Source organism: Moraxella oculi, from assembly GCF_023336735.1.
Lineage (GTDB): Bacteria > Pseudomonadota > Gammaproteobacteria > Pseudomonadales > Moraxellaceae > Moraxella > Moraxella oculi.
Genome location: NZ_JAMBAQ010000015.1, coordinates 1 through 14,452, shown reverse-complemented (window position 1 = coordinate 14,452; position 14,452 = coordinate 1). Strand labels below are relative to the sequence as shown.

The window sequence follows — 14,452 nt, the reverse complement described above, 5'->3', positions numbered from 1 at the left end:
ATGAAAAAAATCATCACGCTTTTAGTCATCAGCATGGTCATCGGTGCCGCACAAGGTGCCAATCCGACTGAAATTCGCACAATGTTAATGAATGCAGGACTGACCGCCCCCATTCAGCACATCACGCCCAGCCCCATCAAGACATTAAGCCAAGTTACGCTACTTGGTCAAGAGCCTCTACTCATCAGCGACGATTTACAATACATCATTTTGGGCAATATTGAGACCAATCCAAGTAAAATTCTCAATACAGATCATCACATCAGCACAGGTAAGGCGGGCACACCAATCAGTCAAGACCATAAAAAAGCCCTGCTTTCCAACATGACCGCCCTAACTAAAATAGACAAAAATGCAGCTTTTTATCACACCAATGTTAAAGGCGTGCTTTGGGGGATTGCTGAAGGCACACCGCCATTTTTAGTCAGTGCTGACGGTCGTCATCTCATCAACGGCGAGATTTCTGTCATCAAAGATGGGCAGTTTTTAGGGCTGGATCAAGCTTTTGAAACCGCCAAAAACCGCCATGTTTTATCACAACTTGATGAGCAAACACTCGTCATTTACCCTGCCAAAGGACAAGAAAAAGCCATCTTATATGTTGTTACTGACATCAACTGCCCTTATTGCAGAATTTTTCATGATAAAATTCATGACTTAAATAACAAGGGTGTTACCATCAAGGCCATCGGATATCCTGTATATGACGAATCACACCTTCCGATGCAACAGATTTGGTGTCAGGCAGACCCCACCAAGCGTGCTTTACTGTTATCAGCAGCCATGAAAGGCATCTATACTGTCAATGATGCCTGCCAAGGGAATGACAGCCCCATTGCACACAACCAAACCGTAGCACATGCGTTGGCAATTATCGCCACGCCCAGCATATTGAATGAACAAGGTGAGTTTTTTGAGGGTGATTTCATCAAAAGTAATGACGAACTGCTCTCTTTTTTACATCTCAAATGACCCCGCAACGAGCCATCAATTTTTCCATCATTACTGCCAAGCAAGGGGGTAGGGTTATTTGGAGAGGTGAAGCAACTGCCTATTCATCGGCTTTATTGATCAATCAGACTGATGATAAAGTATGTATCCGCCAATCAGTCAATTGATTGTTTGATGGTACAGTAGCGATTAATGATGGTGATTGACGGGATTTTATGACCAATCTTTCAAATTTTGCCCAGTAATTGTCATTAATCCAAATTTCCCGAACTTACTAGGCATTTCACAAAACATCATTACTACCTTTTCTTTAAAAGGGCATTCACTATTAAATTTCAACAAAACACCACGCTCAATTTCACCTTGATAATGACACTCCTCTGATGAAGGTGGGTATTGTATTATAAGATGTTTTTACAAAGAATGGGCAAATGGTGTTGGATACGATGACTTGCTGATTACCCTTAGGGTCGATGATGGTCACATAGACGGTTTCTTGATAGTGGTTGTGATGCCAATTGGTGACAGGTTGGTAGCTGCATTTTCCTGTTTATTCATACGAGACCAAACATAGTTCCCAATCTTGATGGTTGGGATTGAGCTGCTGAACAATGAGTTATCTCAAGCACAAAAAAAATCAAGCAATCTTTTTTGTGCTTTTTAATTAATTTTCAATAGATTATCTTCATAAAACTGGCATGACATCAGCGTTATGCCAGTACAATCCCAATACATTGACAAGTCAAGCCTTAATGTGTCGCAAAGGCTTTTTTGCATACAATTGCAAGACAATCAAGATTGCCATGTAAGCCAATTGCGCCATCATTCCTTGCACGCTTGGATAAAATCCGATAATTTCCATACTGGGCATATTAACCATCGTTCTTGGTAAATGATTGGTCAGTTGTAAAGCCAAAATACTCACCCCTAAAATTTTAAAACCAAGCACATAAATGGTTGCAGTCAAAATCTTAAAAAGTAAAGGAATGGGCAATTTGACGGAGGTTTTTAAGAGTATGACCGCCATCGCCACCAAAATCAGCAACGCCAAGCCGATTCCCATGAAGAAATCAACCATGCCAATGTTTGGTAGAATACCTACATAGAACAAAATTGTTTCCGCCCCTTCTCTAAATACAGATAAAAAACTAAGCAAAAACAATGAAATAAAGCTACCCGTTGTCATCGCCCTACCCAGTTGATTATGGATATAGTCATGCCACGCTTTGATGGATGATTTAGAATGCAACCACGCTCCCACACCAATCATCATCACAACCGCCACAAGACCGACCACACCTTCTAGCATTTCACGATTCATTCCACCAGCCATCTTGGGAAATAGCTGATAGAAAATCACCGCTCCAAGCACACTCCCAAAAATTCCTAGACTCACACCACCGTATACCCATTTTTTACCTTGAGTCTGACCGCTGGCGTTCAGAGCTGCCATCAAGGCAATGACAATCAGTAATGCCTCCAAGCCCTCACGAAGCAAGATTAGCATGCTATCGACTGCCGTATAACGAACTGTCGGATTAATCTGTTTTAATTGTCCGATCAAATCGGCTAATTTTTGTTGGGCGTTGGCATCGCCTGTTGCCATAATGATGGGGATTTGACTTTCAATTTTGCTGTATAGGCCAGGATTTCGGGCAGACACCTCACCTTCAAAAACAACCCATTTTTGAATAAATTCAGAGAGTTTGGCTTGACCATTTGCAACATCATTTGCCTGAAAGTCATGCAATCCTTGTTCTAACAGGTTGATGCCGTACGCCAAATCTACATTCATGTCCACCTTTGGTTTGGCAAGTGACTCACCTTTGATGTAGCTGTCAATGACTGCTTGCAAGTCATGAAATCGTGCGTCCATATTGGCAATATTTTTAGTCTCTATCGCCACCCTAAGCAATGCCATCGCCATTTCAATCGCACCATAATGTGACTGCTGCGTGTTACGGACAACTCGTTCATTAGCACCCCACGACTTATTAAACTTATCATAAGCCATTCTCAACGCATCTAAATTGCCATCAACCTTAAAGGCATCAATCGCCTCCCCAAGCTCTTTGATAGCAGGGCGGATTTTTTGGGCGAATTTGGCGTTATCTTGACGATAATCAACAGGATTTTGTGCCTTTTCAAGATCGTAAAGGGCGATGGATAAAGCTTGCAAAGTTTCATTATTAGGGGTGGATTGAGCAGTGTCAAAGGCGGCAGCAACCCGTTTGGTCAGTGCGGTGTGAGCAGTGTCAATTGGCAGTTTTGCAAAATCCATAGCAAGAGCATTAAGTTCTGATCTTGCCCTGTCTGTCTCACCTGTCTTTACCAAGGTCATGATATCAGACAAACGCACAAAAATGGGGGTAAAATTAACCCTTGCAAACTGCATTTGAGTTTGTGGTGATGGCATGATTGGGTTATTGGCAAAACCAGTGAGCGGCATTGTCATAATAACGACCATGGCTATTTTTTGGAAAAATTTTAACATCATCAAGTCCTTATTTTTACCAATTTTGTACCAAAAATATCGCATATTTACTCAAATAATGCTTGCCCTAAGTACCCACCTTGCTCCACTCCGCCAAAACATAAAAACAACCCAGAACCGATGTGGGTGGTGTATTCGGTCATCTTGTCATTGTTGCCAAAGGCATTTTGGATGACGCTAAACTGCATGGGATTTTTTTGAAAGCTGATGAACAACAACCCTGCGTTAAACTGCCCCTTATCATCAATACCACTGCTGTACGAATATGAACGACGGAGCAATTTCAATCCTGTACGGTTGGCGATTCCTGCATGGCTTGCATCTCCTACAATATGATTACCCTGATCATCTGTAGCTTGAATGTCAAGTGGTGCAAATTCATCAGTCTCACCAATGCTCGCGCCGCTGTCACGATGGCGACCGAAGGTATCCTCTTGCCCCAGCAACGAAGTTCTATCCCAAGTTTCAAGGTGCATTTGAATGATTCGTGTCACCAAGTAAGACCCATTTTTAAATGGCCCTTGATCAATCCAAAGCCATTTTTCAGGATTTTGTAGTGTTTGCTTGTTTGCTGTACCATCCTTAAAAGCAAATAGATTGCGCGGAGTGTCTGCCGCACCATCAAAAGCATTATAACCCGATTGCGACCACTTCATCGTAATGAGCGAGCGTGCCTGACGGACAAGCTGACGCACCGCATGAAAAGCAACTTGCGGATCTTCACTACACGCTTGAATGCAGATATCACCGCCTGTCAACTGGGGTTTTAGTTGGTCTCGTGAAAATTTGGGCAAATCAGAAAACTCTGGTGGCTTTTTATCACTCAGCCCCAGCTTGTCAAAAAACGATGGCGACACCCCAAAAGTCAAAGTCAGACCATACGCACCCAAGCTGTCCGACTCTCCTGTATCACTTGGAGGCAGATGAGGATTGGTATCATAAGGCTTGATGTTTTCACCGGCCATCAATTTGGCACTAAACTGTGTCCAATTTTTAAACATCTGTTTGACTTCATTCACATCAGTACTGTGCAAGTCCACCACCAAAAAATACGCATGTCGCTGGGCAGGTGTCACAATGCCCGACTGATGCTTACCATAGAAACCATATTTTAGATTGGCAAAAGGGTTGGTGCTCTCTGGTGCCTCGGACTTAGGAACGGTTTTGGCTTTTGGTACACAAGCACTCAATAGTGGCACGCCAGCCGCACCAAAAAGTCCTGCGGTTTTTAGGAATTGACGACGATTACTCATTTTTTTTACTCCTTAATAACGACAAAAAGCATTAACAATAAAGTTAATGCTTTTGTACTAACACATTAAAACATTTATTGCATCACCACGCCCATTTGTGCTAAAGGCTCTCCTAGCTTATTGACCGCTTCGGCAAGAGCTTTAATCTCATCTTTGCTTAATTCATCATAATCTTTGTAGTGCTGCTCATTGATTTTATGTACATCAAGTAATGCGTGCACTTCGGCAAATTTGACTTTTAGGTCAGCAACCAATTCAGGATTTTTAGCTTCTATTTTTGGCGTTAGGATTTGGAAAATCTTTTGTGCTCCTTCAATATTGGCTTTAAAATCATACAAATCTGTCTTTGAAAAAATTTCCTCTTCGCCAGTAATCTTGGTGGTAGTAACTTCGTTTAGTAAATCCACCGCTCCTTGAATCATTAAGTCTGGCGTAACTTCAGCAGTTGGAATTTTTGCTCTCAGCTCTTTGGTGTCTGCCAACAGTTGATCAGCAAGCATCTCTGTGCCCTTAGTTGTGTTTTTTGTCCAAAGAATTTTTTCGATGGCGTGAAATCCTGTCCATTTTTCGTCTTTTTCAAGATCAGCTTCACGGTTATCAATGCGTGGATCAAGGTCGCCAAAACTCTCGGCAATCGGTTCACTGCGTTCAAAATACATGCGGACGAGCGGATATAAGGCTTTAGCCTCGTCTGTTTTTCCTGCCTTTAAGAGAGAAACAAATTTTTCGGTGTCAGTAACAAGACCATCCATCTGTCCCTCTACCCATTTTTTATATTCAGCGGTTTCAGCAGATAAATCAACGGTTGAGACTTGTTCTGCTTGTGTTTGAGTAGACACTTCTGTTTTTGTTTCGGCAGGCTTATTGTCGCCACAAGCCGTTAATAACAGGGCTGATAAAGCTATGACAAGGGTGGATTTAACGGTTTTCATAAAACTCTCCTTAGAGTATCGTGTATGGATATTTTAATACAGTTAATAATGACTATCAATAAAGTTTAATTGATTGATTATTCAAATTCCATTAAAAATACCGATGAACACCAAGCTCATGGACAAACTCATCAATCAATACCAACCATAATCATGATGAGGGTCATGTTATGAAATTAGTAATTAGCCCAATTTGCTTCGTCAACTCTGTTCGCTTGCATGTTATTAGACACATTAACCATTACTAGCGACCATATCCTACTCCCTTACAATGCTTATTTTAGTCATTGATTTGCATACCAACATAGTCAACGCTTGACACAACCTAAAGTTATGACATTCTTGACTGGTTAAAAATTACCCAATTGAGTTTGTTCGTTGTATGGATGAGCATGTTTTTTGTTTTGTTTTTTTGGGTGAAATTTATGAAAAATTATCAGCTTTCGCCTTGATAATTGAGCCAAAACCACCATAAAAAACCAAATCTATTTTGACACTGTGGAATTAACATGAGCAGAGATTTTTATACCGTTTTGGGTGTGGATAAGTCAGCCGACGAAAAAGAAATCAAAAAAGCCTATCGCCGCCTGGCAATGAAATATCACCCTGATAAAAATCCAGACGATCCTGCCGCTGAAGAAAAATTTAAAGAAGCAACCATGGCGTACGAAGTGCTATCCGATGCACAAAAGCGTGCCAGCTACGACCGCATGGGGCATGCCGCCTTCGAACAAGGCATGAATAATGGTGGTTTTGGTGGTGCTGGCGGATTCCATGGAGATTTCGGAGATATTTTCGGTGATCTTTTTGGTCAAGCGTTTGGTAGGGGTTCAGGCGGAGGTTTTAGCGACTTTTTTGGCGGACACTCTTCTCGTAGCCGTGCCAGCAAAGGCAACGACTTGCTATATCGCCTAACCTTGACACTTGATGAGGCAGTCAAAGGCTGTAAAAAAGAAATCCAATTCAGCTCATCAATCAACTGCCCAACCTGTCATGGCAAAGGGGCAAAATCAGATGCAGACATCATTACCTGTAAGAGCTGTGGCGGACATGGCCAAGTGCGTATGCAGCAGGGTTTTTTCGTCATGCAGCAGACTTGTCCCCAATGCCATGGCACAGGAAAAACCATCAAAAACCCCTGCTCAGATTGCCACGGCGAAGGCAAAAAGCAAAAAATGCAAACTTTGGAAGTCTCCATACCAGCAGGTATCGATGATGGCGACCGCGTGCGTCTGGCAGGCAAAGGTGAGGTAGGCGAAAGGGGCATGCCAAATGGCGATTTATATGTAGAGATTCATGTCAAACCACATGACACATTCACACGAAATGGTGCGGATTTACACATGGATGTGCATGTGGACATTGCCACCGCTGCTTTGGGCGATGATGTCGAGATTGCAACTTTAGATGGTCGTCTAAAAATTAAAGTGGCCGAAGGCACGCAGTCAGGTCAAATGCTTCGTGTGCGCGGCAAAGGCGTTACCACAGTGCGTAGCGGCATGCAAGGAGATTTGATTTGTCGTATCATCGTTGAAACCCCAACCAATCTATCACACGAACAAAAAGAAATCCTTCGCCAATTCAAGGCTACGCTTGGCAAAGAAAATACCGCCTCCGCCAAGAAAAAAGGCTTATTTGATCGCATTAAAGATGATGTCAAAGACTTGTTTGACTAAGTCATCAGTACCATGAACACAGACCCTGCTTAAGAAAAGTGTACTTTCATGGCAGGGTTTTATTTTTATAAAAAATTTGGGTATAATCAAAAAAACAGATGATTTTATGAGGACATGGCATGAAAAACACCAACATAGGCATCATGGGTGCATCAGGTCGCATGGGCAGAATGTTATTACAAGCCACCTTGGACCATGCAGATACCACTTTAAAAGCAGGGTTTGTACCCAGCTATTCAAGTTTGATTGGTGTTGATGCAGGTGAATTCATTGGTGAATCCAAGACAAATGTGGCATTATCAGCATTCACAGACTCTCAGAGTCTAAAAGGTCTGGATGTGTTGATTGATTTTAGTCTTCCAGATGCGGTTGATGCGACAGTTGCAGCTTGCGTATCAGCGGGTATTCCCATGGTGATGGGGGTGACTGGTCTTTCTGAAGAACAGGAAATCAAGCTTAAAGAAGCAGCTCGCAAGATTGCAATTGTCTATGCAGGCAATTACTCAACTGGCGTCAACCTATCTTTAAATTTACTTGCCACCACCGCCAAGGTGCTTGGTATGGAAGCTGATATTGAGATTATTGAACACCATCATCAACATAAACTAGACGCACCCTCTGGCACTGCCCTCATGATGGCCAAATCCATTGCTGATGCTCGTGGTCAAAGCTTAAAAACCGCTTTGATACATGGTCGCCATGGCACTTCCAAAAGAAATGCAGGTGAGATTGGCATACATGCTGTGCGTGGCGGTGAGATTATTGGAGAGCATGCGGTCGAATTCATCATGAATGGAGAGATTGTTACAATCACTCACAAAGCAATGAGTCGCACCACTTTCGCCTCAGGTGCTGTGAAGGCTGCAAATTGGGTGTACTACCAACCAGCTGGCCTATATGACATGCAGGATGTGTTGGGAATCAAGTCATCATGATCAAAAAAATGCCAAAAGGCACTCACACATGAGCATCTTTTAGCATCATCCACATTGATCACCACGAACTGATGACATAAGCAGAGAAAGCCTGTCTGTTATGGATGCTACATCCTAAGACTTGTCTGTCAATGAGCAGACTGTCATTTTCTCTCACTCACCACACTCAAATGCAAAAGACATGCCACTGGCTTATCAAGCTGTATAACAAGCTGCATAAAAAGTGGCGTACGACTGGCATGCAGGCATGATAAGCAGGCAAACCAAGTAGCCCTAATGACGAAATCACAAATACCACCAATAAAGCCGTTTTTATATAAAAAACCGCTCATATAAACCGCCAATACGCTAAAAACCAAAGCACGACCAACGATATCAGTACGCAGCTAAAAGATGCTGATGACGGCCGCTAAAACAGCATTCGCATCATTTAATGCCTTTAAAAAATGCTAAGGCTTGTTGCGGTACGAAGTCTAGGTTGAAGGTTCGTGTGTCATAATCATAGTCCACAAATCCAATATGACCACCATGCTCGGTATTTAATAGACATACCTGCTTTGAGACATCTCCTGGCTCCGCCATCACCCCCAAGAAAGGATCATCTTTAGCAGTAATCATTAAAGTTGGCTTGGTGATATTTCTTAGATGTGGCAGTGCGGACGCTTGGCGATAATAATCATTTTTTGAGCAAAATCCATGCCTAGGGGCAGTGATGATATTGTCAAAATCACCCATACGCTTGACCGACTTTAACGCCTGGACTTCTTTGGTGCTAAGGCGGTTATCTAAGGCTTTTTTGATGATGGGATTGAGTAGATAGGGTGTGTAAATCACTCTACCCGCCCACTTTTCCAAAGAAATTGATGAGCTGGACAAATCCACAGGTGCTGACACCACCACCGCCTTTTGACAAATGGCATCATGAGCATATTCACCCATATATTTAGCAAGTGCATTGCCACCTAACGACACCCCAACCGCATATATCGTCTGATAATGCTCGCTTAAATGAGTAAGGTAATGATGTAGCTCCTTGGTGTCGCCAGCATTATAAAACACCTCACCAGATATCGCCACTCCACCACATGAACGAAAATGTGCCACCACAAAATGCATGCCTGCCGCTTGTACATGTTTGGCAAGTGTGCGTGCATAGTGACTTTGGCTTGAGCCCTCCATACCATGAAACAATACGACCAATGGTGTACTCAACCTACCATCTGTACCACGCTGCTCGTCAATGGGTAAAAAATCAAACGCAACATCACTTTCATTCAAAGAGTCCTTAATGAGTGTGCGTTCATAATCTGGTTTAAATGTTACCAAAAATTTTGGTAAAATCGTTTGGATATGAGGATTTTTTAGCCAAAATGGTGGGTGAAATGATGCCTTCTCCATACTATCTCCTTTGTTATTTCATTCTTGAATGCGAATGACGAACCATATAGGCACATCTTTAATGATCATTTTGATTTTCATGCCGTCTTTTAAGCCTTTTGGTAGATTGACTTGTACGCACTGCTTTTCATGAACAAAATGAATGTTGCCGCCAACCATCGCCGTCTGCTCACTTATGGTTAAAATATAAAAACACTCTGACCAATTAACAAACTGGCATTGCATCTTTTCTAAAATAAGATGAGCACTTTTAAGCCAAATCTTACCATTGGTATCAATCCGCCCCTTGGCCAGCTTGAAAAAATCTTGTTGACGGCGAGCTAATGATTGTAAACTTTTATCAATACGCCCTATGCCTTGCAAATGACTCTTAAACTTTTTGGCAAGGACATCCATCACACCGAAATAAGCATGGCTTGCATCATACTCAGCACGCCGTTTTGGGTCTTTTAAGGTTGCATAAGCCTCATTGATCAGTGTGATCTTTCCACTCCCACCCGCACGATCAGGGTGATGGCGTTTGGCAAGTTGGCGATAGGCATGCTTAATCTCATGGATGTCGGCTGCTTTTGAGACACCCAAAATGGCATAGTAATCCTTCGCATTCTTAAAACTCATGACAAACCACTCTCCAGCACTTCCAACTCATCCATGGCAATCAATAAAGCCTCTTCGGTATCTAAGGCATGTTTTTGTAGCTCATTTTGCTCACGAAGCAGAGCCAAAAGCTCATCCTTTCTCATCTCATCATACAAGCTTTGATCAGAAAGTTGGATTTCCATGTTTTTAAGCTCACAACTTAATTGATCAAGCATTTGCTCCAACTCATTGATTTTTTTACGCAGTGGAGCAGTTGCCTGGCGATTTTTAGCGTTTTGTTTGCGAATCTCTTCCTTGGACAAGGTGGGTTGCTGTGTGCCTTGCAGAGGATCGGAAGTACACTGTTTGTTTTCAAGTTTATTTTGAGTAAGTTTGGCAAGGCGTGCCTGTCGCAGATGCTCGGCATAGTCCGCCATATCACCCACGAACTCATCAGCCCTGCCATCTGCAACCAAAACCAACGAGTCGCACACACCCGTAATCAACCCTCTATCATGCGACACAAGAATCAATGCTCCCTTAAAGTTTTGCAAAGCAAGCATCAGTGCATTACGCATTTGTAGATCCAAATGGTTGGTTGGTTCATCCAGTACCAGTACATTTGGTCGCTTCCAAACGATGAGTGCCAAGGTCAATCTTGCTTTCTCACCACCAGAGAAAGAACGAACTTCAGTATCTATTTTATCACCACAAAAATCAAAACTACCCAAAAAAGCACGCAAAACAGCATCCGATGTGTTACCAGCAATTCTACGAAGCATCACCATGGGCGTAGCAGACTCATCAAGCGACTCCATTTGGTGTTGATTAAAATATCCAAGCGTCAGATTTTCAGAGATTTTATGCACGCCATCAAGTAGCGGCAACTCACCCACCAATGACTTGATCAGTGTTGACTTTCCCGCACCATTCGCACCCAAAATACCCAAGCGAATCTCAGGAGTGATTTGAAGATTCACCTTGGTGATTAAAGGTTGGTCATAACCTATGGTTGCATTCTCCAAAACGATCAATGGACTTGCTATGTGGCTTGGTGAATAAAATTCAAAACCAAAAGCCGAATCTGCCATCACGGGTGCAAGTTCTATCATATTAGACAGTTGCTTAATACGACTTTGAGCCTGTTTCGCTTTGGTTGCTTTGGCACGAAAGCGGCGAATATAATCTTCTAAGTGTGCTTTAGTTGCTTGCTGTTTTTCATAGGCATGCTGCTGCTGTGCCAATCTTTCATTACGCATGCGTACAAATTGGCTATAATTACCCACATAAAGCGTCATGACCCCGCGTTCAATATGCAGGATATGACCACATACAGCATCTAAAAATTCCTGATCATGACTGATGAGCAATACAAGACCATCGAATTTCATGAGCCACTCTTCAAGCCATAAAATTGCATCCAAATCTAAGTGGTTGGTTGGCTCATCAAGCAATAACACATCTGCCCGACACATCAGTGTGCGAGCCAGATTCAATCTCATGCGCCAACCACCTGAAAAGGACGCTACTTTCCTTTGATGATCACTCTTAGAAAAACCCAATCCTGATAAAATCTGCGCTGCTTTCGTTGGCGTACGAAAGCCATCAATCTCTTCAAACCGTTGATATGTCGGTGAGATCTCATCTTCGGATAATGATGCTTGATTTTGTAATTTTGCATTTAACTCATACCACTCTCTGTCACCAGAAAGTACATAATCCATCGCCACGACATCAGTGGCACGCACCTCTTGTGCCATATGTGCCAATTGCCATGCTGAAGGAATGGAAATCTCACCCATATCAGTATGATGCTCTCCCAATATGGCAGAAAATAAAGTAGATTTCCCTACCCCATTATTGCCCGTCAGACCGATTTTTTGGGGTTTATGTAATTGTAAATTAACATTACCAAATAACAATCGCCCTTCTCGACGAATCGCCACATCTTTAAACTCAAGCATGAATGACATTCCAAACTAAGATTCACTTATTATAACAGACCTACCGCTCAGGTTATTAAAAATTACAATCATTGTGGTATAATAATCAAGGATATAAAAAATTCAGACAGAGAATCTCATGAACAATACGATGACACTCACAGACAATGCCGCCAAAAAACTGGCGAAACTTAAAGCTGCTGAAGAAAATGACTCACTAATGCTACGCATTTATGTTACTGGTGGCGGTTGTTCAGGCTTTTCTTATGGATTTGACTTTGCTGAAGAGATTGATGAAGATGATGCCACTTTCCTAAACGGTGATGCAATTTTGGTGGTTGATAGCCTAAGCTACCAATACTTACACGGTTCAACAATTGACTATGTAGAAGGATTGGAGGGCTCTCGTTTTGTGGTGAATAATCCTAATGCAACCACCACATGCGGCTGCGGATCATCTTTTTCAATTTAATGCGATTTTAACACCAAAAAAAAGGCTGTGAATCAACCTTGATATCCAACCTCTCAAAATAAAATAACTAAAATAAGACCTGTAATTTATAACCATATTTAACTTGATAGTATCAAAAGAATTCCGAGCTGATGTTAACTCACAAGCTCATATAAAAATACCCCTAAGCACTGGTCCTTGGGGTATTTTTTATGATTAATTCATTATTTCAATCAATGATTTTGATGATCACGCAATACTACTGGCGCTGCAGCTAGGCGATAACTGGCAGCAGCTGCTCGTGCACCAGCAACGCTCGCCAAAAAAGTCATCAATGTACTAATCAACCAAAGAATGCCTGAATACAAAGCAGCTTTACGAGCAGTATCTTCAGCAGCTTGTAGTGCTTGCTCTACCTTCAAACGAGCATCAGCAATTGCTTGCTCAGTATTAGCACGATACTCATGATAAGAAGCCAAAGTTTCTTGCTGAACTTCAACAGCTTGAGCCCGATTTAAACCTTGTGCTTGCAAACGATTAATCAACTCATCACCAGTCAAAGCATTCTCAATCTCATCTGCACGCTTTTTGGCATAATCATCGATGTTTTTCCAAGTTTCAAGATTAGTAAAATCCATTTGTGCGATATCAACACGGGTTTGATTCAGCAATCCTTCTAACACATTAACAGCTGCACCAACCTGTGTCCGATCAAGGGTTTCATTATTCTTGGCAAGCCATGCCTCAATGTCTTGACGACCGATATTGCCCATCGCCTTTTGATACAATTCTTCAGCACGACCAACAAGATTGCCATCTGCATTGGCTGTTGCCACATCAGCAGCTGTTGCTGTTATGGTCGTTGATGTGACAGCACTGGCAGCTCCGCCAATAGCGTTTGCTGTTGTGCCAACAACATTACCAGCAGTTCTAATAACGCTTGATACACCATTCATTGCAAAAAAAGAAGTGATGACAACGATCGTAGCCGCTGTTAAAATACCTGTCAATGTTGCATCTTTTGGCAAAATATCCGTACCATCACCGAATAGAGCTTCTGGTGCAGATGCTTTTACCGCAAAGAATCCTGCCACAAAAGAACTTAGTAGTGCGGTAACTACTGCATAGATACCTGCCATAATGCCTGCGCCACGCAGGTCTAATGATAGGAATGAACTCAACACCAACGCTAATGCAAGCATGGCCATAGAAACCACAAGACCCATTAAAAGTCCTGCAATAATACCTCGCCATGATGGGCGTCTGGCTACAGTTGTATGAATTTTCATAAGCATTCTCAAATTAAAAAGTTAGGAACAAATTAATAACTGAAATTTGAATAAAAATTATAAGAAAAAATTATGTAAGCTTCAGTAAGTTTATAGTGGTAATTAAGTAGTAGAAATGTATAGCTAATTTAAAGGTAAGGATGATGAGATAATTACTCTAACTCCAACAACTTTCTTTGATTAAATAATAAAGAAGCCGCTGACAATAAATTTATTACTGTCCAAATTTCTTTTGGGAAATAAACTTTAATGATCGGATTGTACACCAATGCCAATATTACAAAAATCCAAGGTAAAGGTTTATCATGCCTTTCAAAGCTGAAATAGGCCACCCAAGCAAAACACCAAATGCAATCAGACACAACAAAGCATAATAGCCGTAAGGTAGGGGCAACACCGCCAATACTAGAAATACAACTGTTATATGTAACATTATTTTGGGCACTTTTTATCCCCACTAAAAAAACAATACCCCCTCCATCATCTGATGAAGGGGGTAATCAAATAAGGTGCTGACGATGACCTACTCTCACATGGGCGAACCACACTAC

General features: G+C 42.0%; 14 protein-coding genes and 1 pseudogene. 5 read left to right on the top strand and 10 right to left on the bottom strand.

The window, feature by feature from the left end; genetic code table 11:
- Together M2R47_RS07550 and M2R47_RS07545 are read left to right on the top strand one after the other, a co-directional pair.
- Window positions 1-972: a thioredoxin fold domain-containing protein gene (locus M2R47_RS07550; RefSeq protein ID WP_249101221.1), complete on the top strand. Its 972-nt coding sequence runs from the start codon at window positions 1-3 to the stop codon at window positions 970-972.
- The gene (locus M2R47_RS07545) at window positions 969-1,118 is read left to right on the top strand and encodes a hypothetical protein (RefSeq protein WP_249101216.1); all 150 of its coding nucleotides are present in this window, start codon (window positions 969-971) and stop codon (window positions 1,116-1,118) included. The genes M2R47_RS07550 and M2R47_RS07545 overlap by 4 nt, the downstream gene beginning before the upstream one ends.
- A gap of 191 nt (window positions 1,119-1,309) precedes the next feature.
- Here M2R47_RS07545 and M2R47_RS09655 read toward each other — a convergent pair.
- The 4 genes and pseudogenes from M2R47_RS09655 to efeO form a co-directional block, all read right to left on the bottom strand.
- Window positions 1,310-1,489 (bottom strand): annotated as a pseudogene (locus tag M2R47_RS09655) (polymorphic toxin-type HINT domain-containing protein); the annotation flags it as partial.
- A 204-nt stretch (window positions 1,490-1,693) separates the two neighbouring features.
- On the bottom strand, window positions 1,694-3,406 hold the full coding sequence (locus M2R47_RS07540; RefSeq protein ID WP_249101213.1) for an FTR1 family iron permease: 1,713 nt from the start codon (window positions 3,404-3,406) through the stop codon (window positions 1,694-1,696).
- Window positions 3,407-3,492: 86 nt separating this feature from the next.
- Entirely contained in the window at window positions 3,493-4,698 is a 1,206-nt protein-coding gene (gene efeB, locus M2R47_RS07535) for an iron uptake transporter deferrochelatase/peroxidase subunit (protein WP_249101212.1), read from the bottom strand.
- A 74-nt stretch (window positions 4,699-4,772) separates the two neighbouring features.
- On the bottom strand, window positions 4,773-5,630 hold the full coding sequence (gene efeO / locus M2R47_RS07530; protein ID WP_249101210.1) for an iron uptake system protein EfeO: 858 nt from the start codon (window positions 5,628-5,630) through the stop codon (window positions 4,773-4,775).
- Between the two features lie 509 nt (window positions 5,631-6,139).
- Between efeO and dnaJ the strand changes: the two genes are divergently transcribed.
- Together dnaJ and dapB are read left to right on the top strand one after the other, a co-directional pair.
- Window positions 6,140-7,306 (top strand): molecular chaperone DnaJ, encoded by a 1,167-nt coding sequence (gene dnaJ / locus M2R47_RS07525; RefSeq protein WP_249101207.1) that lies wholly within the window; start codon window positions 6,140-6,142, stop codon window positions 7,304-7,306.
- Between the two features lie 119 nt (window positions 7,307-7,425).
- A complete protein-coding gene (gene dapB / locus M2R47_RS07520; RefSeq protein WP_249101203.1) occupies window positions 7,426-8,241 on the top strand; it encodes a 4-hydroxy-tetrahydrodipicolinate reductase in 816 nt (271 codons plus the stop codon).
- A 143-nt stretch (window positions 8,242-8,384) separates the two neighbouring features.
- On the opposite strand, the gene M2R47_RS07515 is transcribed toward dapB, so the two are convergent.
- The 4 genes from M2R47_RS07515 to M2R47_RS07500 all read right to left on the bottom strand — a co-directional run bounded on the left by M2R47_RS07515 (window position 8,385) and on the right by M2R47_RS07500 (window position 12,182).
- The gene (locus tag M2R47_RS07515) at window positions 8,385-8,573 is read right to left on the bottom strand and encodes a hypothetical protein (protein WP_249101200.1); all 189 of its coding nucleotides are present in this window, start codon (window positions 8,571-8,573) and stop codon (window positions 8,385-8,387) included.
- 94 nt (window positions 8,574-8,667) lie between these two features.
- Window positions 8,668-9,639 (bottom strand): YheT family hydrolase, encoded by a 972-nt coding sequence (locus M2R47_RS07510; protein WP_249101198.1) that lies wholly within the window; start codon window positions 9,637-9,639, stop codon window positions 8,668-8,670.
- An 18-nt stretch (window positions 9,640-9,657) separates the two neighbouring features.
- Entirely contained in the window at window positions 9,658-10,257 is a 600-nt protein-coding gene (locus M2R47_RS07505) for a J domain-containing protein (RefSeq protein ID WP_249101195.1), read from the bottom strand.
- Window positions 10,254-12,182 (bottom strand): ABC-F family ATP-binding cassette domain-containing protein, encoded by a 1,929-nt coding sequence (locus M2R47_RS07500; protein WP_249101193.1) that lies wholly within the window; start codon window positions 12,180-12,182, stop codon window positions 10,254-10,256. Before M2R47_RS07500 ends, M2R47_RS07505 begins: the two co-directional genes overlap by 4 nt.
- Before the next feature lie 118 nt (window positions 12,183-12,300).
- Here M2R47_RS07500 and erpA point away from each other — a divergent pair, with 118 nt between their 5' ends.
- Window positions 12,301-12,633 (top strand): iron-sulfur cluster insertion protein ErpA, encoded by a 333-nt coding sequence (erpA, locus tag M2R47_RS07495; protein ID WP_249101190.1) that lies wholly within the window; start codon window positions 12,301-12,303, stop codon window positions 12,631-12,633.
- 212 nt (window positions 12,634-12,845) lie between these two features.
- Here erpA and M2R47_RS07490 read toward each other — a convergent pair whose 3' ends face one another.
- Window positions 12,846-13,901 carry a TIGR04086 family membrane protein gene (locus M2R47_RS07490; protein ID WP_249101187.1) on the bottom strand — a complete coding sequence of 352 codons (1,056 nt, stop codon included), beginning with the start codon at window positions 13,899-13,901 and terminating at the stop codon, window positions 12,846-12,848.
- A gap of 152 nt (window positions 13,902-14,053) precedes the next feature.
- On the bottom strand, window positions 14,054-14,263 hold the full coding sequence (locus M2R47_RS09650) for a DUF6804 family protein (RefSeq protein ID WP_418001190.1): 210 nt from the start codon (window positions 14,261-14,263) through the stop codon (window positions 14,054-14,056).
- Window positions 14,264-14,452 lie beyond the last annotated feature (189 nt).